This window comes from Brassicibacter mesophilus, from assembly GCF_050433385.1.
Taxonomy (GTDB): domain Bacteria; phylum Bacillota; class Clostridia; order Tissierellales; family Proteiniboraceae; genus Brassicibacter; species Brassicibacter mesophilus.
In genome coordinates this window covers 85,864-111,076 of sequence record NZ_JBNPXI010000014.1, presented here as the reverse complement: position 1 = coordinate 111,076, position 25,213 = coordinate 85,864, and the positions used below count along the sequence as shown (strand labels likewise).

The window sequence follows — 25,213 nt, the reverse complement described above, 5'->3', positions numbered from 1 at the left end:
TAATATATCCAGTAATAGTTTATAAGAAGCATATTTTTTTCTAAAAATAAATTGGTAAATTTATCTTGATGTAATTCTACTAGCACATCAGGTTAATTATTATTTTTATCAGAATATATATGTTTTACTTTTTCATATGTTTCATGAACCTTTCTTTCACCATAAACACTTTTTAAGCTTTGTAAAGCAAGTAGAATATATTCAGAGTTGACATTTCCAATTATTTTTTCATTCAACTTATAATCAGGATTAATTGAATAACCACCTTTGGACCCTATTTCAGAATAAATTGGAATCCCTGCTAACGTCAATGTATTTATATCACGAAGAATTGTTCTTCTAGAAACATTAAAATGTTCAGCTAAACTATTTGCACTAACATTATCTCTATTTATTATATAAAATAATATTCCTAACAATCTTTCAATCTTCATCATCTCACCTCGATTCAATATATATATTTTTTATAGTGCTACTTGACAAATGGTAACGAATTTCAGTAAATTAGAACTGCTTATTTATTATTCATGATTTTCCAATCAATTTTAATGCGTCGTTGCCCACATAATAAGAAGTATCCTTTTTCTCAAGCAATCCATAGCGTGCCTCGTAAAGATGACTACACTATGAAAGAATACTATGGAATTCGCAACATCAAAAAAGATCTTCAAATTCAGAAACATTTCATATCCCGAAGATATATCTGTCATATCATGAAAAAACATGTCCTTGTATTAAATTATAATGTTAAAATATAAAATCCATAATCTAAAATATCGAGAAAGAGGAGCCTCCATGGCTGGATAGCTCCTCATCACTTTTGCTACGGTATATCTCTGCTAGCTTTCATATATTCAAGTTGAAATGAGATTAATATTATTTAATTCATCAACGATACTGCCTAAAATCTTGTGTTATCAATAGTTTTACAAAAACCTCGCTTACTTATGGTGTGGTTCGCCGTAACGCACCAAAGTGCGGTTTTATTAATTCACATTTACCAACAGTTCTTCTAAACCATGCAAGCTTTTCATTGTATAGTTTCAATATACCGCGTTATTTCTGAATGTAGAAATCTTTCTATGTATAGAATAAAATCTTCATTTAGCTCAACTTTAAAGTAATCAGCTTTCTGTTTGCACAAAGTTATTAAATATTCTATGCATAATTTATAACTTTCTGCTATGTTCACAATACCAGAAGAGGGAAATATTCTATTTAATATTTCTTTTTCATCGTTGCTTATTACTTTATTCAGTTTAGATAATTCTTTTACAGGCACTTGCTTCTTTGAAGTTTTTTCTTCCCAACCAAAATACTTTTCGTACATTAACACGATAGTATAATCACTTATGTGCTTCCATCGTCTATACATATCGTAATCTTTTCTGAAAAGACATTTCGTAAATCGAGGTACAGTAAATAAAAAATTATCAAGTTGATTCTTTACATTATTTTGTTTGATTATGTCTAGTTTTGAATTAACTTTGGCAGTAAGTGAATTGTCTTTATAGATAGAAATAAAGGGACCAAAACCAGCTAATTTTTTTGTCTCAATACTATCAGTAACAGAGAAATCTATCTTTTGGTACGGTGAGAAATCTTTTAACATCACCATTTGAGAAAAATCATTTTCTGTACTATTTAGAAGATATAAACCGATGATTGGTGAAATGTCATTGAGTATTTCTAAATATTTTGACTGTGTTTTTGCTAAATCGTTCGAACATATAATCATATCAATATCAGAATATTCATCTGATTTATTATTAACCTCCTTACCGAAGAAATATATTGAGTTTATCTCAACTTCTTTTGAGAATGATTTAATAACAAGATTTCTTAATTCATTACGTGTTCTATTTTTTTGCATATCTTACTATATCCCCCTCAAATCCCTATTTATTTTCCTCCTAAAAATTACTTATCTCTTCACTTGTAAGTTTGTCATTATTTTACTCTAGTCCAATTTCAAGTCCTTTCTATCATCTCTAAACCTTATTTATCTACTTAAATCAAGTCCTAAAACACTTTGTATTTTTATAGACCATGTGTAATTTGATATAAATACCTCCTTAAACATTTTTATATTTCTTTATTGAAACAGGCTATAGTTTTTTTCATTTGACATAACGTAATTTTCTAGTTTAATATCAGTCTAAACTTCTCCATGCTATTTACTATTTTTTGAGGTAGGTATCCAAAAAACTTGAAACATCCCTATATCTTGGTATTATCAATTAAAACTTATCATTTTAATAAACTCTGCTTCACCTTTAGAGGTGTTTCTTATATATCTATCTGTTTCAGTAAATCCAACTTTTTTATAGCAGTTGATAGCTCTACTATTAAAAGACCTTACTTCAAGTATTATTTTCTTATTTCCATACCTTTTCATACTCTCTTCTTTTAACAACATCATAACCTGTTGACCAATACCTTTTCCACATAAATCTGGTCTTAATCCTATACCAATCATTATACCATCTCTTTTTTCTACCAATCTTATATATCCAAATAGTTCTTTTCTTTCATTAACTACAGCCAAAAATTCTTTTTCTCTCTTTTCTTTTTGGGTAATACCCCAACCTAATGTAAACATAGTATTCCAGTCAATATAATTATATACTGAATAGGGTTCTTCATATCGCCACTGACTTATTTCTTTTGCATGCTCTTCTATTAATGACACTAATTTGATTTTCATTATTTCTCCCTTCCTTTATCAAGATATTTTTTATAACCCATAAGAAATAAAATTCCTTAGTATTGATTTGAACTTAAATGAGTTTCAACAAAGGCTTCCTATATTTGAAAAATTTTATAGAAGCCTTTGTTGTTATTAACAAGAAGAAAATCCATATATATAACGTTATATTTACTTCATCCTCAATATTATTAGGTATGCTTACTAGTAATTTTATCTACGTAATAAGCTTATCACTTTTTAACGAAAAGAATAGACTTATAATTAAATTTATGATACTGTGTAGGGTTAAGTGTAGACAAAATTATCAAAGTGTTGGGGAATAAGACCAACACTTATTTTTATTTATAATATTAGAAATTAGAAAGTGATAAAAAGCATTTTTCACCTATTAAGATGTATCTAAGTTTTTTGTTTTACATCTATCTGCAAGAGAAGAAACAACCAAGGGAACTGGACCCTTGGTTGTTAAGTAATTTATTATAAGGAATATAGCATATATAAGTACATGTTTTTAAAAGAAGGTACATATATATTTTTTTAATAGCGATAATTAGTACATAATTATAATTCTATGTTTAATTTGGGTTATGGTGCGTCTTTTTAGAACCTTTCCATAACCCAAATTAGCTAGACCTAAGATATATCCTCATTTTCTTCGTTCTATAAAAACTTATACACAAAATATAGTTATATGGAATTTCCTACAACCTTGTATTTACAATGATTTCAATAGAAAACCGCCGTTATTTGTGGTACGGTTCTCCGTATCACTTCCAAGTGAGGTTTTTACTTATAATTACAGTTCTTCTATATCTACTATATAACTTATACCTATACTAAATTGCTTTTCATTATCTAATAATAGATATAGCATATCATCCTCTTCCTCATCTTTAGCTAACTCTAAAAACAGTACTCTACCATGATAAGCTGGGTCTTCTTCCTCTGCATCAAATACAACTGTTCTATTCATTCCAAATTCATCTAACCAACTATAATCATATGAATCAGTCCACGAAACTATAAATACTTTATGAACTGTATTTCTTATTAGATCATCCAATATTTTTTTACGTTGTTCATCTTTCTTTCTACATATTTAATTTTCTCTTTTACATTGATGTCATTTATGTTGTAATTATAATCGAACCACTTGAAAAGTGCCCCAAGATTTATAATTCCAAGCTCAGCCACAGAGCGGGACGAACTCCGCCGCCGTTGTCGCCTGTTGAAGGGTGAATCGTGTTGCTGCTGTAGCGGAAGGTGCCGTTTCCCTGAATGCCTATATTGCCGTCGCCGTGGATATATACGGCTCTTCTATTGTCACGCCCGGGCGACCGAAGCCACCACCACCATACATACCCATCGAATGTCGATCTTCGCTTGTTGTTGTTTTTGTCTTTCCTTTGAAACCAGTATCGTTGTTTAGCGCTGCGGTTTTCAAGGTTTTTACTGCTGTCACCGAAATATTTGCACACTACTTCTTCAATGCTTAGAAGAAATATGTAATCCCGAGTATCTTCTCCGCCTTTTGAACCGTACCACTGATTGTCGTGGTTTTTGTTCAATACCGGAATGATTCTTGACTGTTCGGCCGCGGTGAATTTGTTATAAAACTCACCGTTAAGATATTTTCTTAACGAGCAGTCAGCCCATGTCACATCACCAGCGCAATTATTATAGGGGTGTTGTTCGATCATATATTCAGTTATAATCAAGGCCGCATTGCCTTGTATATCAAGAATGCGCCAATGATAACCGCCAAATGGCACGATTGAGCCGATATTAAACTCCCTCATTCTCTTTCTCCTCGTATAATATAAATTTTCTGTAGTTATGTTTCAATGCGCCTACAAGAACAAATGCTCATTATCTTCGCGACAAATTACTATTTAACAGTTAGTCTTACCACTATTAATTTACATTTTCTATGAATTGATTAGTAATTATTATATATAATTATATCTCACATAAATCATTTGGTAAATCATTTAAATAGAAAAATTTCTCAACCACATTACAACTTATGGCAAAGGAACTTTATATTCTACGTATTATCTCTTATTTTCAATTATCCAATTTTAGTAGAAACCGCATTTACTTATGGTACGGTTCTTCATATCGTTATATCGGCGGTTTTTCTGTATAAGAAAAGAGTCAAAGGGAACAGTGCCTTTCGACTCTCATACCAAAAATACTAGGTTTAATGCTTTTTTATCATCAAAGAGTATTGAATTTTCAAGATTCATAGATGTATTTCTATATGCCAAGGTTTAGTTGGTCACTTTATAGAATCCATTAGTTCAAAGAAATATTTGGGTTCATGTGTTTTATACACATTATACCAAGCCTGTAATGTTTCTGGCTTTAGAACATCTAGTACTTTCAATACCTGTATCGTAAATTCCAGTGGTGCTATTCCAGATGCAGTAATTAAATTTTCATCTATTACTGATGGTTCAAATTTATAATATTTTTCACCTGTATAATTTGGAACTACCATTTTAAGAAATCCCAAGTCATTGCTTGTGTGATTTCGAGAATCTAGTAACCCCTTCTTTGCAAGGCCTAATGTCGCACCACAAATTGCTGCAACTACAGTTCCTTGCAACAAAGCTTTTTCAGTTTTTTCCAATACAGTATTGTGAATTGATTCTGTCCATGTAAATCCACCTGGTAGAATCAAAACATCTGTGGTTTCAAGATTACACTCATCAAGAGAAATTTCCGGTATTACTTTTAATCCTCCCATTGTAGTAATAGGATCTCTATCACTTCCAACTGTAATCACTGTTAAAGGCTGCAATCCTTTCTTAAAATATCTCCCTGAGTTTAGTTCAGCCGTCAAATAACCTATTTCCCAATCTGACATTGTGTTAAATACATAAAGATATACTTTTTTTCTGTTCATATACATACGCTCCTTCTATAACTAATTGATACAATTTATTTAAACCAGCATTCCTATTTATAATCCTAATTATAAAACAACTTCACTGACAGCTTCGGTCAGTGAAGTTATTAAACTTGATAATATTTTATTAATTCTGCTAGAACTTCAACAATTCTTTGCTTTAAACTTAATGGTTCAATTACTTGAATAGATTTCCCATAAGGTAAAAGCAAATACGGTACGTACTTATGAATTATTTCCTCTTGAAGTAGAAATATAGCTTTATCTGAAGTTCGTTCTTCAAACTGATGTCCCAAAAACCAATGCTGACATAAGTTATCCAACGCACTTGTCTTACCACCGACCACTAAATGCATAAGCTCTTTTTCATCTTCTACTGATGGTATTAGTTTTTCCATAAAATTTTTAGCTGCTGAAAAACCTTTTGGACGATTAAACTTGATTTCTGTTTCCTTAATATTTATAATTCGGTCTACTCTAAAACTACGGATTTCATTTCTAGTATGACAAAATGCAATAATATACCATTTATTATTCCAGTAAACTATTCCATATGGGTCAACAATCCTACACTTTGATTGAGCTTCTTGACTTGTATGATACTCAATTTCTATAGATACTTCATTGACTACATTCTTCTCCAGTTTCCTCAACACTGCCTCTAGAGCTGACTTTCCAATTGAACTTATTACTTCAAGTCCTTCTAAATGTTGCTTCAATACTCTTTCCTGCTCTTGATTTGAATACATTTTTAGTTTCAATGTTGCTCTGTTTAGTTCCTCACTAAAAAAGTATCCCGCTTCTTTTGCAAAAACAGCGGCCTGAAGCAGTGCGGTTTGCTCCGTAACATCAAAGAAGAGAGGAGTTTCAATAAAATTATTCAATAAGGTGTACCCTCCATTATGACCTGTATCAGATATAATAGGTACACCGCTAGCTGAAAGTTTATCAATATAACGGTATACAGTCCTTATATTAATCTCTAGCTTTTCAGCTATTTGCTTTGCAGTAATTTTTCTACCAGACTTAAGCATCCATAGAATCGCCATCATATTATCAATTTTTGTCATATTTCACTTCCTTTCTATTCTTCTTAAGAAAATTTTTCTTGGAAAGGACTCAGACAATCTATTCATTGCTTTTTCCATTAAATGCCACATAAAACACGGGCGTTGCTTTGCTACTAATTGGATATGAATATCACTACCTCTATTGCTTTGTTATATTTATATTTGAGTTATGATATGGTCTACAGATCATAACTCAAATAAACTCACCTCAGCATATAGTCTTATTTTCCTTGCTTCATATCAGTTAATAATTATGAAAACAAATATATAAAATCTTATACATCCCAGCATTTTCAATACTTCCATCAAAAAACCGCAGTTATTTATGGTACGGTTCACCGTATCGCTGTAACTGTGGTTTTTATTTAGTAAAGATTATTTAATTAGAATGTCTTCAATGTATCATCAGAACCTTTCCGTCAATATATATTAATCAAATCCAGATATCTGCTAAGTTCCTTTTATTTTTATTATAATAAAATATATATCTTACTATTTCTCCTTGCCTTCACTTAAAGAAACAATACCAAAACAAGTTACTCCTATAGATAACATAGTCAAAATTGTTTCATTTGCTATATTCTCTTTAATAATCAGAAGTGTAAGTGATGCTATACCCATAGACATACCTACAGATTTTAATATGAGTGATATTATATTTTTAATATTTTCCTTTTTCACTATCTGTTTATCACAATTGCTCTTCTCAGTATATCCCATTAGTTCATTAGGACTGATACCCAGTATTTCTGCAAGTTGGGGAATTGTATTTATATCAGGACAAGATATGCCACGTTCCCATTTTGAAACTGCTTTATCTGTTACATTTAGTTTTTTTCCTAACTCAATTTGTGTCATGTTTTTTTCTTTTCTTAAGTTTGAAATTATTGACCCGATATTTTCTTTCTTCATTTAATATGTACCCCCTTTGAGAAAAATCATAATCTAAAATCTATCTCAACACAAGAAACAATAAGTATATAAAAGTAAACTAAAAGTAGAATTATAGTTTAGTAAAGAAATTATATCTATAATCTCTATTCCTTAACTTTATAAACATGTCTATTAATTACATTTATAACTGTTCTTTTTCAGAACTTCATTATTATGAAAACTATAATAAAACCTAATTATTAAAATCACTTTAAACATTGTAAATACTTATACAGAAAGAAAACCGCAGTTATTTATGGTACGGTTCACCCCTGCTTATCCTAAATGCTCTATATATCTGTTCTAGTAATATTAACTTCATTAATTGATGTGGGAATGTCATTTTTGAAAAAGATAGTTTGAAGTGGCTTTTTTTGAGAATCTCATCTGATAGTCCCAATGAGCCCCCTATTATGAAGGTTATGTCGCTTTGCCCATTTAAAGCTAATTCATCAAGCTTATAGGATACATCTTCAGATGATAGAGAACTTCCATCTATAGCAAGTGAGATTATATATGTATTAGAATTTATTTTATTTAGGATTTTTTCTCCTTCTTTTGTCTTAATCATTTTCATTTCAGTCTCACTTAAATTTTCAGGTGCTTTTTCATCATCTACTTCTATAAACTTTAGCTTGCAGTATTTAGATAGCCTTTTTGAGTACTCCTTTATTCCGTCAAGCATAAACTTTTCTTTAATTCTACCTACTGAGATTACTGTTATATTCATTAGCTTCCTCCTGAGTAAGAATATTCATAGCTTGTCTAGCTATTAAGTCATACAAAATGAGTCAATTTACCATCTTAATTTGATATTTAGTTACAAAACTCTATCTTTATACAACTAAATATTTTGGTAACCTATCACAAAACTCGCATGTATGCGGACTTGTCCAGTCGGTAAAGCTTACCTTGTCAAGTTCATATATATCTGGTGACTGCTCATATGTATCCACAAACTCTTCTATAGCAACATCTAAATGTTCATTACATACTACGTACATATTATCACTCCAGCTCTTTTGGATTTTTGCATAATTAGAATTCTATAGACCTATATAAAAATAATATCATGTTTTCATATATATACATATAGTATTTTCAAAAACCTTTATTTTATTATGTATAAAACAAAGACTTGACAAGTACATTTCATTGTCAAGCCTTTTGATATTATTGAGTAAGTGAGCTTTCTTTTAATACAATATCTATTTCTATATTCTCGCCATTTCTCATTATTACTGCTTTTACTTTGTCTTCTGGTTTATAGTGGTATAATACCTTTTTTAAACTTTTATATGACTCTACTTTTTTACCATCAATGCTAATCAATACATCTCCTGGCTGAAGTCCACTGCTAGACGCAGGAGAGTTCGGAATAATCTCTGCTATATACACTCCATAATCAGCTTTTAAGTCTATTCCTAGCGCTTGTTCATATCTGCTTACGTCCGTTCCTTGTATCCCAATATATACAGGCACAAATTTCCCATCTTTAATCAATTGCTCTACTATTGGTTTGGCAACATTTATAGGTATAGCAAACCCTAGTCCTTCTCCTGTAGAAATTTTTGCTGTATTAATCCCTATGACCTCTCCCTTTGCATTCAACAGTGGCCCTCCGCTATTACCTGGGTTTATAGATGCATCTGTCTGTATTAAGTCTTCCATTTTATTATATTGATCTATAGGTATTGTTCTATTTAATCCACTTATGATTCCAGAAGTAACAGTCCTCTGAAATTCAAGTCCAAGTGGATTTCCTATAGCCACTGCAAGTTCACCAATTTGAAGAACGTCAGAGTCACCAAAGTCGGCTACTGGTAGATTTGTCGTATCAACTTTAACTATGGCTAAATCTAAGTTTGGATCATGCCATAACACTCTTCCCACTTTTTTATCTCCATTTTCAAATAGAACTGTTATTCTATCAGCTTTATTGTCTCCAACAACATGAGAGTTTGTGAGTATATATCCTCTAGCATCTACTATTACACCTGAACCAACACCTTGCACCTGTCTTTCCCATATAAAGTCTCTAACAGTCTCAACAGTTGTTATACCTACCACTGATTTCATGGATTTTTTTGCTACTGCACTTACAGTGTTTATGTCTTCACTAGTTGTTATATTAATCTTCTCTCCAACGTTAGGTGACTTATATATTTCAGGTAAGGGTATTATCTTTCCATACAAATAAACTGGGGCTATATATGCTGAAACTGTTCCACCAATTAATGCTGCAACTAGTGCAACTATAAAATATGAAAACAAGCTTCTCTTTTTATTTCTCTTTTTTTTCCTTTCATAATCAGGTCTATTGACAAAATAGGGCGAAAATGAGTCTTCTCTATTCTCATTAACAAGTTGAAAGTTAATTTGACCATCTTGCTCACTTTTATTAATCTCTTCATTATTGTTTTGATCGTCCATAGTTCTCCCTCCTAAACCTAGTAAAGTTTATATACCTTAGTCGGTTTATCTCTATAAGTAAGATCTAAACTTACATCTTTAGATATATTTATTCCCTTTTCAGTTAGAATATTTGCAACTGTTTGGTATGCCAGCTCAGGAAAGTTATTTTCTTTGCTTAAGTGTGCAAGTAATATATTCTCATTGTTCCCAGACAATACTTCTGTAAGCAACCTTCCTGCATCATCATTTGACAAATGTCCGTATTCTCCCAGTATCCTTTTTTTTAAAAACCACGGATACTTCCCCATCTTCAGCATTTCTGTATCATGATTCGACTCTATCATCAACAGTTGAGAGTTTTTGATTTTACCCTTTAGCTCCTCGTCAACACATCCAGTATCAGTAACTATACTTATTTTAGCTCCTTTATAAAAAAAGCAGTACCCGACTGGTTCGCTGGCATCATGTGATATCTTGAATGGCTGAACCGCTATATCTCCTATTTCAAAAATTTTTTCAGTATTAAATGTTTTTACATGTTCCCCTTTGACTTCACCAATTTCGCTCTGCATATTTATCCAAGTATTCTCATTTGCGTATATTGGTAAGTCAAATCGCCTTGATAATATCCCAATTCCCTTAATGTGGTCTTTATGTTCATGAGTTACTAGCATACAATCAATACTGCTCGGGTCCACGCCAATTGAGACTAGTGAGTTTTGTACTCTTTTACCACTTAGTCCTGCATCAATTAATATTCTTACTTTATCAGTTTCAATGTATTGGCAGTTACCACTACTGCCACTTGCTAAAGAGCAAAATCTTAATGACATTATTTTTCCTCCAATTGTTTCTTAATATTATAATAAGTAGTACATGATTTTAATTATACCATAAAATATTACTCACTTGAGATAGAGTTTCTACTACTCAGGTCAAAACTAGAAACGAAAAAAGCCGAGTTTTCTCGGCTATTCTTTTACTCTTTTTATTTTAGCTCCAAGGCTTATTAATTTTGATTCGAGATTTTCATATCCTCTTTCAATATGATAAGCATCATCAACTTCAGTTATACCATCTGAAATTAATCCAGCAACAACAAGTGCTGCTCCGGCTCTTAAATCTGTAGCAACTACTCTAGCAGCACTTAGTTTAGTAATGCCCTCTATTACAGCAGTTCTACCATCTACTTTTATATTTGCACCCATTCTTTTCAATTCATCTACATATTTAAATCTTCCTTCAAATAAACTTTCAGTAACAATGCTTGTTCCTTCAGCTTTAGAGAGAAGTACTGTCATTGGCTGTTGCAAATCTGTAGGAAATCCTGGGTATGGTAATGTTTTAATACTCACTCCCTTTAACTTCCCATCAGATACAATTCTAATAGAATCATCATACTCTTCCACATCCACAGAAATTTCTCTTAGCTTTGCTACAATCGATTCTAAGTGTTTAGGTATTACATTATTGATTAGAACGTCACCACCTGTAGCTGCTGCTGCAATCATGTACGTCCCCGCTTCTATTTGATCAGGAATAACACTATATGTACATCCATGTAGTTTTTCTACTCCATTTATTTTTATAATATCTGTTCCAGCACCTCTAACGTCAGCCCCCATAACGTTTAAAAAATTGGCAACATCAACAATATGAGGTTCTTTAGCCGCATTCTCAATTATAGTAGTTCCTTCAGCCATAGTTGCCGCTAACATTATATTTATTGTAGCTCCAACACTAACAACGTCCAAATAAATTCTCGTTCCGATAAGTTTATCTGCTCTACACTTAATAACTCCATGCTCAATATCCACAGTTGCGCCTAGTGCTTCAAAGCCTTTAATATGTTGATCAATAGGTCTGGTACCAATATCACAGCCTCCAGGATATGCTGATTCAAATTCTTTAAACCTACTAAGTCCAGCGCCTAAAAGATAATATGATGCTCTTATTTTTCTTGCTAAATCATATGATGCTGAACATTTGTCAATAGTACTCGTATCTATTGACATGCTACCGTTTTCATCTATTCCTATTTCTGCTCCTAACTCTTGCAAGATATCCTTCAGATAATATATATCTTTTATTCTAGGTAAATTTTCAATAACACATCTATCATTTGCTAATAATGTAGCAGCTAAAATTGGAAGTGCTGCGTTCTTAAATCCACTAATATTAATTTTTCCATTAAGCTTAGCTCCACCTTCTATAATTAGTTTATCCATATCATTACCGACCTAGGTCAGCATATGTCACCCCTCTTTCTAGCTTACAATAAAAAAATAGAACAAGTATAATACTTCTTCTATTTTTATTATAAAATTCCTCTATTTATTTAATTATCTTCTAGAAAAATTTTCGTACCATCACTAAATTGTACCCTCCATGCAAGCGTGGCCTTTCCACCCTTCATCTTTTTAGGGTCTCCAACAGACATATGCTTTTGTAAATCTAGGTAGTAACATGTTGATATGTCAGTAATTGTTTTTCCATAAGCATCTTTCATTGTTATCAATTTGAGTAGAGCTCTTGGAGCTGACATTAATGCTATATTATTGTCTCCTAGTTCAGCAGAGCTAATCCAGTATCTCTCAAATTTTTTTATTCCTGATGCATCAATATCAAACTTCATATAGCTTTTTTCAAGAAACATATCTTTTATGACTTTATTGAACTCAATATAATATACACCATTATTTTCTCTGAAATCACTTAGCTTATAATCATCTGATGCAAATCCCTTATTCCTGATGAAATCTTCTGCTATCCTAATCAGATTCTTTTTCTCAAAGCTCTGTATTTTTTTTATATTATTATCATCAGTATATATTATTTCATTTCCATTGCTAATAATCAGTGTTTCATCGCCGTTTCTATAATACTCTTTGCCTTCTATATTTTCAGCAGTATATTGCCCTAGAAATTTACTGGCTAAGTCAACAGGTTTATACGTTTCATATTCTATAGTCAGTAAAGGTAAAGATGGTATTTCTGTAGGTATTGTACTGTCTATTTTAATATCTTTTTCTAGCAGCAGATTCCTTACATCAGTAATAAATTCATTGTCTACAGTTGGATTATCTATGCTTTTTGTATCAATTAAGACATATGCTAAAAAAAGATTTGTAATAATAAAGGCAACGATGAGTATGTTTTTCGCCTTTGACCAATCCATATATATTTCACCATCCACTATGTTTTTACCTTAGACTCCCCCCGTTTTCTTCGTAACCGCCGTAAGCATCAAAAGCATAATTATATCCTGCCATATTAATAATCCATACAGGCTTGAGAATATCTGATGCATCATCCAAATCATCATAGTATGCTAAATAAACATTATTTATTGACGATTTCACTATATTATCTATTTCGCCTTTATTTGTCTCATTTATTTGCATTTTATTATCTTCTATATATTTTTCTCTTAAGAAGTCAAACTTTTTTTCAATGATATTGTATGCAGATAAAATATTTCTATATGCATCGTCAGTATCGTAAGTATTATGTATGCTATCCGCTACCCAAACACGCCTTTTATATGATTTTACCTGATCATTAAATATCTCTATCTCTATAAAGTCAGATAATTTGTTTTGACCCGAAACAACTGTCAGCCCATTGATTCTATATCTAAATATAAATTTATATCCTTTTCTATCTTCAAATTCTATTTCTCTTACATCAGACAAATAAGTATCGTTTGGCAACCCCATGTGATTATCAATAAAATCTATTGCTTTTTTAAGGCTTAAGTAAAAATTTCTGTCATTAATTGTTCCGTCAAGTGCATTAAAGTACTCAATAGTACCATTAGTATAAAGCTTAAGATTTTTTTGATTATCAATATATATAACTGAGCCGTCATTTTCTTCAATTCTTCTTATATAATCAATATTCCTATCAAAGAAAAGCTTAGCTATACTATCTATTTCAGCATCATCCTGAATATCAATCTCATTATTAACAGATACCTGAGGTACCCCATAAGTCATCGTTAATGGAATATATGCATTATTTTGAACACCCGGTAGTACTTCTGTCAAAGAATAGTACTTTGTATAGTTGCTTCCATCTATCTCTTGAGTAATTTGTCTTAAGCCATCAATGCTAGTGCTTTGAAATGTAACCTTCAGATGATAGGTACCATCAGTAAAAGTAATAAACGGTTTTTCACCTAGATAAAAATAAATACTGTCAAATTTCTTCATGTTGTCATATACTTGATTAGGTATATCTACATTCAATGTTTTACCGACTATATACGTATATACCTCTTCCGAAAAATAAAAGTTTATAGACCATTTCTTATTAACAGCTATAAACTCTTCGTCACTTATCTTATCTACGGTTAGTTCTTTTTCTTGTAATATTTTTTTTAGAATATCTCTAGCTTCGCTCCATAGTTTATAATCTTTATCAGAGTAAATCACAGTGCGATCTTTCTCACTAAAGTTTACTAAGTATTTTTCTGGAACTATTATATTCGACATATTATTCTTTTTAACATCATCCGTTTTCGTTCCAAACAAAGGTAGTAAACTAAAAGGAACATCAAGCCAAATCTGTTGTATAAAATAAGTGCTCATAACTACCAAAGCGACTAGTACCAGGGATTTAAAGCTTTCTCTTTTCATGATATAATCATCTCCCTAAGTAACTTGTTAGCAACTATTTAGTTGACGGTTGTATAGCATTAGTATCGCCAGGTTTTGTTTTTGTACCAGAAACATTCTCTAAAGCTTCTTTGACTTCCTCAATATCCTTTATCTGGATATATCTAATTGCTTTTATCTCTACTTCTTCATCTTTTTTAACATTAAATACTATCTTATACAAACCTTTTTTAAGTTCTAGCTCTTTTGCAAAACTTCCGATCGAAGTTATCTCAAAGTCCTCAGACCACAATAAGATATATTCATCGTCTTTCGGAAGATTGTCTAATGTAAATGCATCTTTATTAATAGAAACAGTTGAATACACTTCGATAATAACATTAGTCCCTTCTTTTCCAATTCCTGAAAGTAAAACTATGTTATTTGTTGTAGTTTTTTTGTCTTCTGGGCCTACTATTTCTAGGTCCTTCTGCTCTACTACTTCAACCTTAGTTTGCTCAGTCTTAGTTTGTTCAACCTTAGTTTGTTCAATGCTAGACCCTTGACTTTTAGTAGTATCATCGCCACCATCAGCATATCCAACAGTGCCAGTAGTACCTATAGCAATAAGTACTATAGCTACTGTAAGTAGCTTTTTAAACATCGCAACTCCTCCTTATGCCCATATATAATACCACACGATAATTATATAATATTATTATTACAGACATATTACAGACCAATTAAATTTGAATTACACAAAAATTAACCAAAAAATCATGCTACTGGTAATACTATATCAACTTCAGTTCCTACATTATAGTTACTTCTAATTGAAATACGTCCGTTTTGTGCTTCTATTATCTGCTTTGCAATTGATAATCCTAGTCCTGTACCTCCTAATGCTCTTGATCTAGCTTTATCAACTCTATAAAATCTCTCGAATATTCTATCAATATCTTCTTCAGGTATTCCTATACCGTCATCACTTACTTTTATTATTACTTCACTATCATTTTGTGTCGCTTTAATATCTACGCTCCCATTATCAGGCGTATATTTTATTGCATTTGTAACTATATTTAGTATAACCTGTTCTACGCCATCTTTATCAGCAATTATGTTACTAATATTTTCTTGGACTGTCAAACTTAATTTTTGATTCTTCTCCATTGCTGACATCTTTACCTTCATGTACACATTTTCTAAAAGCTGTTTAGTGTCTAATGGCACTTTGCTCCACTTAGTCTGTTTGTAATCGAGGTTAGATAACTGCAGAAGATCTCTTACAATCCTTGCCATTCTATCACATTCTCCATTAACAACTGATAGAAACTGGGTAGCTAGTTCTTTGTTATCAAGAACACCCTCTATCAATGTTTCTGTATAGCTTTTTATAGTAGTTATCGGTGTTTTAAGCTCATGGGATACATTTGCGACGAATTCTTTTCTCATATTCTCGAGCTTTTGTTGCTCTGTGATGTCTTGTAATACTAGTATCATACCATTTATCTCATCTTTTTCATTTCTTAATGGTGCATACTTAGCATTATATATTGATGAGTTTGCCTCAATAATTTCGTTTCCCTTCCACTTGCGCTTGTTTCCAATATATTCCAATGTCACTTTTTTATTTAGCCTTCTAAATACTTCATCGTATTTGGTTTTACTTAGCTCCTCATATCTAAGATTTAGCATGCTCAGTGCTATTGGATTAGCATGTATTATGTCACCTTCCATATTAACAGCAACTACACCATCTGCCATATAAGTAAATATTGTATCGAGTTTATTTTTCTCTCTATATACCTCAGACAATGTATGCTTTAGCTTTAAAGTTAAGTGATTAAACATATTTGCAAGCTGTCCAATTTCATCATCAGATTTGACATCGACTACTTGATCAAAGTCTCCTTTAGCCATCCTTTCAGCCTTTATTGTTACGTCGTTAATTGGTTCAGTTATGCTTCTAGCTATAAGAAAACCTAGTATTACAGTTATTAATAGAGCTAATATTGTCGCCTTAATTAAAATGGTCTTTGATTCTTCTATTGTTCTATACATATCCTTTAAATCAGATGTAATGTAAACAACCCCTTTAACTCTTCCTTCTTCGTTTAACACAGGATATGCAAGATGCTTAATTTTATTGTTAGTACCTTCTAAATAGCTTAATCCTTCTTGCTTTTCACCCTTTTTTGCATCAATAATAAGCTTTTGATCTATTTGCTTTACATTATAAGCACTTTGCCCGATTATTTTTGAATTACTCGAATTACTTGCAATAATCATAGATAAATCTGAACTATCTATTACATATATTATTTCAGTTACATATACGGGTTGATTTTTAACATCCTTTTGAATCTGTTTTTTTACAGAATTCCAATCATCATCTTTTGAGATGCTATCAGATCTATTTACAAGATTTCTTACTCTTGCTTCCATCGTATTAGCTGTTTGTTTAAGGTAATGGCCCTCAAACTTCTGAATTATAAATGCCATTACTATTACCATAGCAATAAAAACCAGGAGGAAATATACTGTTATAAATTTCCACCTAATACTTTTAAACATCTTCTTAGTCCCTCCTAAAGTAGTATCCAACACCTCGTTTGGTAAGAATATATTTATAGTTGCCGGATTCATCCTCCACTTTTTCCCTCAATCGTCTTATAGTAACATCAACGGTTCTTATGTCTCCGTAGTACTCATATCCCCACACTTCTTCAAGCAATTGTTCTCTTGAAAAAACTTGCTCTGACCTAGCAGCTAGAAATTTTAAAAGTTCGAACTCTCTAAGTGTAAGTTCTATTATTTGATTTTCTTTTTTTACCTCATATTTGTTTATATCTATTGCTAAGTTACCAGAAATTATTAATTCACTACTTGAATCAATATTTGATAACTCAGTTCTTCTTAAATTAGCTTTCACTCTCGCTATAAGCTCTCTAATGCTAAATGGTTTTGTTATGTAATCATCTGCACCAAGCTCAAGCCCTAAAACTTTATCGACTTCCTCTTCTTTAGCTGTTAGCATTAATACTGGCGTTTGTAGTTTCTGCCTAATTTCCCTCAGTACTTGGAAGCCATCCTTTTTAGGAAGCATAACATCTAATAATATTAAATCTGGTTTCTCACTAAATGCTTTTGAAACAGCGTCTTGCCCATCATATGCAACTATTACATCATAGCCTTCTTTCTGAAGATTAAAATTTAATATATCTGCTATAGGCTTTTCATCGTCTACAACAAGTATTTTCTTATTCAAAGTATTCACCTCATCTATGTAATAATTTTTTTGCCTATCAACAAATTTAAACTTCAATTATATATTAGTTCTATATTACTAGCATTTTTCCTTCCAACTGGAAGGGATAATTCACAATAAAATATATCATTCTATTTTAGTAAATTAGCATATCTTTAAAAATATACTTGTCCATATTAAAACCACAATAGGACTATTGACCTGTATACAAATTATGACATAGAAGTTAAAATGAATGTAGAATACAGTAGTATTCTGATGGATATGAAATATTTTTCATAAATCTCCATCCCCCATAATTTTCATATATAAAGTCAACCACTTATGTTTTTTATTTGGTTGACTTTATATTTTTAATTTATCTTATAACTTCAAAAAAACATGTAGATTTCTGTCGTGTCTAATAAGTTATTTTTATCTCGTAAAGGTCTGACTTTAAAACTGCTTTTACTGATCCATTTATACTGCTACCTTTTCCTAACGTATCTAGAATAAGCTTTAATTTATTAAATCCCCATGTTTCTGATATGCTTCTTACTACTTCAAACGACTTCCTATAGGCAGTGCTTTGATCTATCTCATCAAATCTAGTATCTAAATCTTCTATCGATACTTCTTCATGACTTAAGTTATCGTTTGACCATTCGAATCCAGTTGTTTTATATTCAGTATAAAGTGCCATTCCTTCAGTCAGCCACATAGGATAATTTCCATTAGTCATCTCATCAATTATAAGATGAGCAAATTCATGAACAACTGGACCATTTATTTCATATATTTTACTAAGATCACTCTTATCATCTATCCAAAGTTTGGGAGACAATACGTTTATAACTCCGCTATAATATATTCCAATAGGTGAAGTAGATTTGTTTAGTCTAGTATTTTTAAGAATAGTTTTTTTATCATCATATATCACAATATTAACTTTATCTTTAGGCTCATAACCATACATTTTACATACTTCTTCATAATATTTTTCTGATATGTTTGCAGTCAACTCAGCTGCTTCATGATCATCAGAATTATATCTAATTGTAAAGTGTTCAGTATCAACTATGTTATATTTTTCTACATTGCTTAATATTCTATTTTTTTCGATATGTTTTATAACAGGATATAAAGATACTTTTACATACCTATAACTACTTATAAAAAGTATCACTAATATTAGACCTAGAAGTACTACAAGCCCCTTCCTCTTCATTCTAAACATCTTCATAGGTATTCCCCCTTTCTAATTGGTATGTATGAGGGAATGCTATTATTATAACATAATATATCGCATTATGTAAACTTGATGCTTTTTTCCCATTTTGCCTTTTTTTATTAACATTTTAGTTATATACTGCATAAACTAAAACATAGGAAGGTGAATTAAATGAGAAGAATGAGGAATACCAAAATATGTCCTGTTATAAGTGCAAAGCTACAAACTCAATCTAATGAAGAACTCCCTGTAATAGTAAGGGTTATAGACAAAGATGAAGAGAGACTCAGCAGCTTAGTCTGCAACATGTCAGATAAAGTAAAACGCAACCTTCCTCTAGTTGGCGGTGTTGCATGCAATATGAGCCTAGCAGAGATATACAAATTATCTAGAGACCCAAATATTGAGTATATAAGTTTTGATTCTAAAGTTTTCGCGTTATTAGATATTGCTAATGCTTCAATAAGAAGCAGCTTCCCTCATAGCAAAGGCTTAAGTGGGGAAGGAGTTACTGTTGCAGTTATAGATACAGGGGTCGCTCCACATAATGATTTAGTAAGACCTAGAAACAGAATAATAGGCTTTAAAGATTTTGTAAACGATAAGACTAAGCCTTATGATGACAATGGTCATGGTACTCATGTTTCAGGTATCATAGCTTCAAATGGTTTTTCATCAAATGGCAAGTATTCTGGAATCGCACCTGGAGCAAATATACTAGGTGTGAAAGCATTAGATGAAAATGGTAGCGGTAATACCTCTGACATAGTATCTGCTATGCACGTATAAAAGCAATTATCTAACCCATTTATACAACATCAAATATGTAATATATGACGTTTATATTAAATCTTTTGTTCCAAAAACTTTAATATTTTTTTTGGATTATTTGTAATATATCGGTAATGCATTTAGTATAATGATTTTCTATTCCATATCCAATAGCTCTGAAATAGTTACAAATCTGTATCCCTTTTCTATTAGCTCAGGTAATATTATTTTTAAAGCCTCTACTGTCTGACTCTCTTCTGCCTCATTGTGGTCATGAAATAATACTATATCACCATTTTGAATCTGTGAAAGAACTGTATCGATTATTTTATCTATACCAGGATTACTCCAATCTCGCGAATCCTGATAATAGGTCCAAAGTATGACACTACAATTATTCTCGTCTGCAATCTTAAAAACTATGTCGTTTTGGATACCATAAGGGGGTCTGAAAACTTTCGATTTCTTGCCAGTTATTTTGTAAATTATATCTTGTGTTTTTTCAAACTCTTCCCTAACCGTTTCTTCTTTTTCTTTACTTATATTTATATGGTTAAAGCTGTGAACTCCAATCTCATGTCCTTCCTTACTTTCTCTCAATATGAGCTCTGGGTGAAATTCTGCATGTCTACCTAATATGAAGAAAGTTGCTTTAGCTTTATATTGCCTAAGTATATCAAGTATTTCTGTAGTATATATCGGATGAGGACCATCATCAAATGTCAGTGCTACTACTTTTTTATCTCTTGGTCCATGTTGTACAACTTCAACTGGATATTTAAACGTGCTGTTTGTACTTAAAAGTGTTTTTTCATCCTTATGATATATTATTAGAAGCATAATACATATAAAAATAATTATAATTATCATAAAAAAATTTCTGGCTCGTTTATAGGTCATATTAATTTCTCCTTATTTAAATAATAAAAAAAATTCTTGCATAGAACTTAGATAAAACCTATTAATATAATTATTAAAATATTTATCGCAATATGCTAAATGCAAAAGGAATTCATTTATTGTTATTGATTTTATTTATTGTTATTAGTATAATGAAATAGTATATTATAGGTGATGGAGCTCGCCTTTAATTATTGCACATGCAATTGATGGCTCCTACTTAGACTGCATCAGTCTAAGTAGGAGCTTTTTCTTTTCTTATATAAAAAGATTGGTATATGTTATTAAAGTAATGATTTTGTCAAAAATAATATTACAGAACTTGAAAGGATGAGATATATGGCATTAAGTCTAGGTATAATCATATTATTAGGACTAGGTTTCAATAAAGTATTTGACAGGCTAAAGCTTCCCGGTTTACTAGGAATGTTAATTTTGGGAATAATAATCGGTCCTTATGGAGCTAATTTTATTAGTGGAGATATTCTAAAAATTTCATCCGATTTAAGAAGGATAGCTCTTATAATTATATTATTGAGAGCAGGATTAGGCATAAAGAAGGAAACTCTTAACAAAATAGGAATTCCAGCATTGAAGATGAGCTGTGTTCCTGGACTGTTAGAGGGATTTACTATAATGCTTGTATCAAACAAACTTCTTGGTATACCCATAGTAGAGGCTGGGATGCTTGGTTTTATTGTTGCTGCAGTATCTCCGGCAGTTGTTGTTCCTCAAATGCTTAACTTTATTCAAAATAAAATCGGTGCTGATAAAAACATTCCAACTCTTATTTTAGCTGGTGCATCTATAGATGATGTATTTGCTATAACATTATTTTCTACTTTCTTGGGGCTATACGGTGGTGGTCAGGTAAATATAGCAATGAAAATACTTGATATACCTATATCAATTGTATTAGGAGTACTATTAGGCGTTATAATAGGATTTATTATGATTTACATATTTAGAAAGTATCATATGCGGGATACTAAAAAAGTATTGATATTGATTGGAGTAGCAATAGTATTTACAAGTCTAGAAGATGCGCTTAAAAATATTATCCCAATAGCTAGCTTATTGGGGGTTATGACAATAGGATTTATACTTTTAGAAAAGCATTCAGGCGTAGCAAATAGGCTAGCAAGCAAGTTTAATAAAATATGGGTATTTGCTGAAATACTGCTCTTTGTTCTTGTCGGCGCGCAGGTAAACATACATGTAGCATTGAATTCAGGTTTAGTTGGTGCATTGATTATATTAATAGGGTTGCTAGCCCGTAGTTTAGGAGTAGTAATTTCTTTAACAGGTACCGATCTAAGCTGGAAGGAAAGACTGTTTTGTGTAATAGCATATGTGCCAAAAGCAACTGTCCAAGCAGCAATTGGAGCTGTTCCACTATCTGCTGGAGTATCATCTGGAGACTTAATATTAGCTATAGCTGTTTTATCTATCATCATAACAGCTCCTCTTGGAGCTATAGGGATAAACTTCGCAGGTAATAGATGGCTTTCAAAGCCAGATACTAAAGAAAACTTGTAGTATAAAATGATAGCCTGGATGTGAAAAAGATATCATCCAGGCTATTGATATATTTACATATTGTGTATGACTCTTCTCATCCAAGCGTTTGATTTAAGTCTAACTATACCAAAAATGCATTTCACTATTTCTTCAGCAGTTACAAGTGCAACAACTCCATATATAGGCAATTTAATCCAAAATGCCCCTATAAAAGATAACGGTACTCCTATTCCCCACATAGTAAATGCCTCAAGTTTTAGAGAATATCTAGCATCTCCACCACCTCTTAGTATTCCCACGATTAATATTATATTGAAAACCCTAACTATCATTATTAACGCTGTTATATATAATATCATCAGACTATCATGAAGCACAGTTTCTGATACATTAAATAATGTAAGTACTGGTTTTGCACTTAGTGCAATTAAACCTGCTAAAAACACCCCTACAACACACCCCAGCACGGAAAACTTATTTGCATATCTTTTCCCAGTATCTTCGTCACCAGCGCCTACTTGATTTCCAATCATAACTGCTGCTGCACTAGCCATGCCAAAAACTAATACCATATATAGATTTTGCACTGTATTACATATCTGAACTGCAGCCATAGCCTGGGTTCCTATTCTTCCATATGCTATAGAGTATACAACTGCTCCTAATCCCCAACACATCTCGTTTAATACTACTGGTATAATTGTATGAAAGGCTTTGCTCATAAAGATTTTATCAATATCTAATAATTCACGGCCTTTTGCCGATAGAATGTCCTTGCTTATATAGATATATCCTACTAATATTGATGTCTCTATTATTCTAGAAATAAGTGTTGCTAAAGCTGCTCCTTCTACCCCTAAAGCAGGTGCTCCAAAGTTACCAAATATAAACATATAGTTAAAAACCGTATTAGCTAGAAGTGCCAAAGAGCTAACAATCATAGGTAATATAGTTCTTTCAATACATCTAGAAGCCATACTGTAAGCAAAAGTCACTGATGTAAGAATATAGCTTAGACATACAACTCTTAGATATTTTGCTCCTAGAGATATGACATGTGGGTCTTTGTTAAATATCTGCATTATCTTTTCAGGCATAAATAAAGCTGTAATAGTAAATATAATAGCGATTCCAACTCCAGTGATTAATGAAAGCCCTAATATTCTCTTAATATTCTTCTCGTCTCTATTGCCCCAAAATTGAGATATGAATATTCCACATCCACTATATATCCCCATAATAATCAAAGTGAATAAAAAGAAAAATTGGTTAGCTATTCCTACAGCTGCAATCTCAGCTTCACCGACTTCTCCTATCATCACTGTATCCACCATGTTAAGAGATGCTGCAATAAAATTCTGCATTACTATTGGTAAAGCTATTTTGAACAATGTTTTATAAAATCCTGAATCATAGGATAATGTTACAGTTGTTTTTTGCATTATACCATTCACTCCCTAAAAATTTTTATCAAACTTCTTATGACTCAGTTGTCAAACTCTAAAATAAGGCAAAAAATAACCACTCTGAAGTTTTTTCAAAGTGGTTTGCTTCTTCACTTATAGGAACTTGTTATGTTCCTTATGTTGTATCTTCTTTTAAATTATTATACCATAAAGCTTGAATATTTCTAGCTAAATTTCACTGATATTGTATCATATACTATCAATCTACTAAAGTAATTTTGTTAGATTCTATCCATCCAAACTCACCATTAAATTCTGCTAGAGCATAATCACCATAGATATCAACTACTGAAATCACATCCCCTACTTCTACAGTTAAAAAGTATTCTTGATAGTCTTGATTGCAATAATAAGTATCTCCATCAACACTTATAAGTTCATTTTTTATACTTATCAATTCCTTAGTGTCTAGCCTTCTACATAATGAAAATTCTGCATCTGGCTTAATAATTTCTATGTGATTATTGGGCCACGCAAGCTTATTAGGCAACTCCTGTGTGCCGATATTTTTTTGCTCAACAATATATTTATTAAAAATATTAACGCTTTCACTAAAAAACCTGTATTTGCTATCTGTTTTTTCAATGATCAATGCGTTTATTTGCCCATTTGTTTTTACGCAGTATCCACCATCAATACATAGGATTTTTTTATCGTTGTCTATTATTACATCCCCGTTATTACTGTAGACTCTATAATTTGATGTAGGCCAATGTCCTACTACAACGGTTTTGTCACTTCTATGTTCACCTTTATAAAACTCTTTACATTCAATAAGAGTTTCATAGTTTGACTCCTTCCAGTCACTTCTATTCTCTATTCCGCCATGGACAAATATGAAATTATCAAATTCCAATGCAATTGGGAGGGAATTAATAAAATCAATATCTTTGTCATTTCTTTCATGTAATAGTGTTTGGAGCAGCCTAGCTTCACTTATATTATTTATATTGATATCTAGATCTTCTATCCAATCGTCTAGTATACTTTTATAGGGCTTATTCTTTATATATGATAGCATTCTCTCAGCTTGGGTTCCCTGTAGCAATAGCTCTGCAACAAATGCTTCACAATTACCTGATAATATAAATCTTCTATCTTTATTATATAGCTTCTTCATTTCATCTAATATTTGTTTATTATATTCGCCTTTCTCAAGAAAATCTCCTATGATAACTAGGTAATCGCTGTCCCTTAGTCCAACCTTTTCTATTAGCTCTCTGAATAGATGTGCGCCTCCATGAATATCACTTATAGCAATCAAACGATAATCTTCACTATGATTATGTTCAATAATTCTGTCTTTTACTTTCATATATTTTTCTCCTTTTTTGATTCTATTAATGTACTATTTTAACATTTATATGATTAAAATCCTACGACTTTAAAAATAAATATAACAAAAAACCTCCTGAAATTTAGGAGGTTTTCAAA

General features: G+C 31.5%; 24 protein-coding genes and 1 riboswitch. Of the genes, 2 read left to right on the top strand and 22 right to left on the bottom strand.

The features are described from left to right. Positions 1-92 precede the first annotated feature (92 nt). From HNR33_RS14780 to HNR33_RS14690, 19 genes are all read right to left on the bottom strand, one after another. Complete coding sequence (locus HNR33_RS14780) at positions 93-434, bottom strand: helix-turn-helix transcriptional regulator (protein WP_429084710.1); 342 nt, start codon at positions 432-434, stop codon at positions 93-95. Between the two features lie 596 nt (positions 435-1,030). Beyond that, positions 1,031-1,873: a hypothetical protein gene (locus HNR33_RS14775; protein ID WP_429084708.1), complete on the bottom strand. Its 843-nt coding sequence runs from the start codon at positions 1,871-1,873 to the stop codon at positions 1,031-1,033. Positions 1,874-2,236: 363 nt separating this feature from the next. Then, complete coding sequence (locus tag HNR33_RS14770) at positions 2,237-2,707, bottom strand: GNAT family N-acetyltransferase (protein WP_429084706.1); 471 nt, start codon at positions 2,705-2,707, stop codon at positions 2,237-2,239. Between the two features lie 799 nt (positions 2,708-3,506). Beyond that, on the bottom strand, positions 3,507-3,773 hold the full coding sequence (locus HNR33_RS14765) for a hypothetical protein (protein ID WP_429084704.1): 267 nt from the start codon (positions 3,771-3,773) through the stop codon (positions 3,507-3,509). 109 nt (positions 3,774-3,882) lie between these two features. Then, entirely contained in the window at positions 3,883-4,509 is a 627-nt protein-coding gene (locus HNR33_RS14760; protein WP_429084702.1) for a DUF6273 domain-containing protein, read from the bottom strand. A gap of 482 nt (positions 4,510-4,991) precedes the next feature. Further along, positions 4,992-5,621, bottom strand: a complete 630-nt coding sequence (locus HNR33_RS14755; protein ID WP_429084700.1) for a type 1 glutamine amidotransferase family protein — start codon at positions 5,619-5,621, stop codon at positions 4,992-4,994. A gap of 110 nt (positions 5,622-5,731) precedes the next feature. Further along, positions 5,732-6,694 (bottom strand): helix-turn-helix transcriptional regulator, encoded by a 963-nt coding sequence (locus tag HNR33_RS14750; RefSeq protein ID WP_429084698.1) that lies wholly within the window; start codon positions 6,692-6,694, stop codon positions 5,732-5,734. A gap of 492 nt (positions 6,695-7,186) precedes the next feature. After that, complete coding sequence (locus HNR33_RS14745; protein ID WP_429084696.1) at positions 7,187-7,606, bottom strand: helix-turn-helix domain-containing protein; 420 nt, start codon at positions 7,604-7,606, stop codon at positions 7,187-7,189. A gap of 271 nt (positions 7,607-7,877) precedes the next feature. Further along, positions 7,878-8,357, bottom strand: coding sequence for a 23S rRNA (pseudouridine(1915)-N(3))-methyltransferase RlmH (gene rlmH / locus HNR33_RS14740; RefSeq protein ID WP_429084694.1), 480 nt, complete (start codon positions 8,355-8,357; stop codon positions 7,878-7,880). Positions 8,358-8,463: 106 nt separating this feature from the next. Continuing rightward, complete coding sequence (locus tag HNR33_RS14735; protein WP_429084692.1) at positions 8,464-8,631, bottom strand: CxxH/CxxC protein; 168 nt, start codon at positions 8,629-8,631, stop codon at positions 8,464-8,466. Between the two features lie 169 nt (positions 8,632-8,800). Next, on the bottom strand, positions 8,801-10,060 hold the full coding sequence (gene htrA / locus HNR33_RS14730; protein ID WP_429084690.1) for a serine protease HtrA: 1,260 nt from the start codon (positions 10,058-10,060) through the stop codon (positions 8,801-8,803). Positions 10,061-10,077: 17 nt separating this feature from the next. Beyond that, complete coding sequence (locus tag HNR33_RS14725) at positions 10,078-10,875, bottom strand: MBL fold metallo-hydrolase (RefSeq protein ID WP_429084688.1); 798 nt, start codon at positions 10,873-10,875, stop codon at positions 10,078-10,080. A 138-nt stretch (positions 10,876-11,013) separates the two neighbouring features. Next, complete coding sequence (gene murA / locus HNR33_RS14720; RefSeq protein WP_429084686.1) at positions 11,014-12,270, bottom strand: UDP-N-acetylglucosamine 1-carboxyvinyltransferase; 1,257 nt, start codon at positions 12,268-12,270, stop codon at positions 11,014-11,016. Positions 12,271-12,380: 110 nt separating this feature from the next. Continuing rightward, positions 12,381-13,220, bottom strand: a complete 840-nt coding sequence (yycI, locus tag HNR33_RS14715; protein ID WP_429084685.1) for a two-component system regulatory protein YycI — start codon at positions 13,218-13,220, stop codon at positions 12,381-12,383. A 25-nt stretch (positions 13,221-13,245) separates the two neighbouring features. Further along, positions 13,246-14,682, bottom strand: a complete 1,437-nt coding sequence (locus HNR33_RS14710; protein WP_429084683.1) for a hypothetical protein — start codon at positions 14,680-14,682, stop codon at positions 13,246-13,248. Positions 14,683-14,716: 34 nt separating this feature from the next. Next, positions 14,717-15,304, bottom strand: a complete 588-nt coding sequence (locus HNR33_RS14705; protein WP_429084681.1) for a hypothetical protein — start codon at positions 15,302-15,304, stop codon at positions 14,717-14,719. A gap of 113 nt (positions 15,305-15,417) precedes the next feature. After that, entirely contained in the window at positions 15,418-17,217 is a 1,800-nt protein-coding gene (locus tag HNR33_RS14700; RefSeq protein ID WP_429084680.1) for a sensor histidine kinase, read from the bottom strand. Positions 17,218-17,221: 4 nt separating this feature from the next. Beyond that, complete coding sequence (gene yycF, locus HNR33_RS14695) at positions 17,222-17,911, bottom strand: response regulator YycF (RefSeq protein WP_429084678.1); 690 nt, start codon at positions 17,909-17,911, stop codon at positions 17,222-17,224. 400 nt (positions 17,912-18,311) lie between these two features. Then, positions 18,312-19,133 (bottom strand): peptidase MA family metallohydrolase, encoded by an 822-nt coding sequence (locus HNR33_RS14690; protein ID WP_429084676.1) that lies wholly within the window; start codon positions 19,131-19,133, stop codon positions 18,312-18,314. A gap of 159 nt (positions 19,134-19,292) precedes the next feature. Here HNR33_RS14690 and HNR33_RS14685 point away from each other — a divergent pair, with 159 nt between their 5' ends. Then, complete coding sequence (locus tag HNR33_RS14685) at positions 19,293-19,910, top strand: S8 family serine peptidase (protein ID WP_429084674.1); 618 nt, start codon at positions 19,293-19,295, stop codon at positions 19,908-19,910. A gap of 138 nt (positions 19,911-20,048) precedes the next feature. On the opposite strand, the gene HNR33_RS14680 is transcribed toward HNR33_RS14685, so the two are convergent. Next, positions 20,049-20,792 carry a polysaccharide deacetylase family protein gene (locus HNR33_RS14680; protein WP_429084672.1) on the bottom strand — a complete coding sequence of 248 codons (744 nt, stop codon included), beginning with the start codon at positions 20,790-20,792 and terminating at the stop codon, positions 20,049-20,051. A gap of 161 nt (positions 20,793-20,953) precedes the next feature. Then, positions 20,954-21,018: riboswitch (Fluoride riboswitch) on the top strand. Between the two features lie 113 nt (positions 21,019-21,131). Between HNR33_RS14680 and HNR33_RS14675 the strand changes: the two genes are divergently transcribed. Further along, positions 21,132-22,331, top strand: a complete 1,200-nt coding sequence (locus tag HNR33_RS14675) for a cation:proton antiporter (RefSeq protein ID WP_429084670.1) — start codon at positions 21,132-21,134, stop codon at positions 22,329-22,331. A 53-nt stretch (positions 22,332-22,384) separates the two neighbouring features. Here the strand turns inward: HNR33_RS14675 and HNR33_RS14670 are convergent, their stop codons facing one another. Together HNR33_RS14670 and HNR33_RS14665 are read right to left on the bottom strand one after the other, a co-directional pair. After that, positions 22,385-23,755, bottom strand: a complete 1,371-nt coding sequence (locus tag HNR33_RS14670; protein WP_429084668.1) for an MATE family efflux transporter — start codon at positions 23,753-23,755, stop codon at positions 22,385-22,387. A gap of 223 nt (positions 23,756-23,978) precedes the next feature. Next, positions 23,979-25,094: a metallophosphoesterase gene (locus HNR33_RS14665; RefSeq protein ID WP_429084666.1), complete on the bottom strand. Its 1,116-nt coding sequence runs from the start codon at positions 25,092-25,094 to the stop codon at positions 23,979-23,981. Positions 25,095-25,213 lie beyond the last annotated feature (119 nt).